Here is a 240-nt window from a genome sequence, read left to right as displayed (position 1 = left end):
GACATGACCGCTCAGCTCACCGGGTTGGTGAGCCAGGTGTCCGACCAGGCCCAGCGCTCCGAGCAGGCCATGGAACGCCAGCGCCACGAGACCGACCAGGTGGCCACCGCGATCAACCAGATGTCCTCGGCTGCCCACGAAGTGGCGCGCAGTGCCCAGGGCGCCGCCGTCGCCGCGCAGCAGACCGATGCCGAAGGCCAGGCAGCCAAGCGTGTAGTGGACGGCAGCATCGCGCAGATC

1 pseudogene is annotated in these 240 nt (G+C 69.6%); it reads left to right on the top strand.

From position 1 onward, the window contains the following. Positions 1 to 240, top strand: a pseudogene (locus AAEZ05_RS29985) (methyl-accepting chemotaxis protein); the annotation flags it as partial.

The organism is Pseudomonas sp. HY13-MNA-CIBAN-0226, assembly GCF_040310305.1.
Lineage (GTDB): Bacteria > Pseudomonadota > Gammaproteobacteria > Pseudomonadales > Pseudomonadaceae > Aquipseudomonas > Aquipseudomonas gregormendelii.
This window is presented reverse-complemented; position numbering and strand designations above follow the sequence as displayed.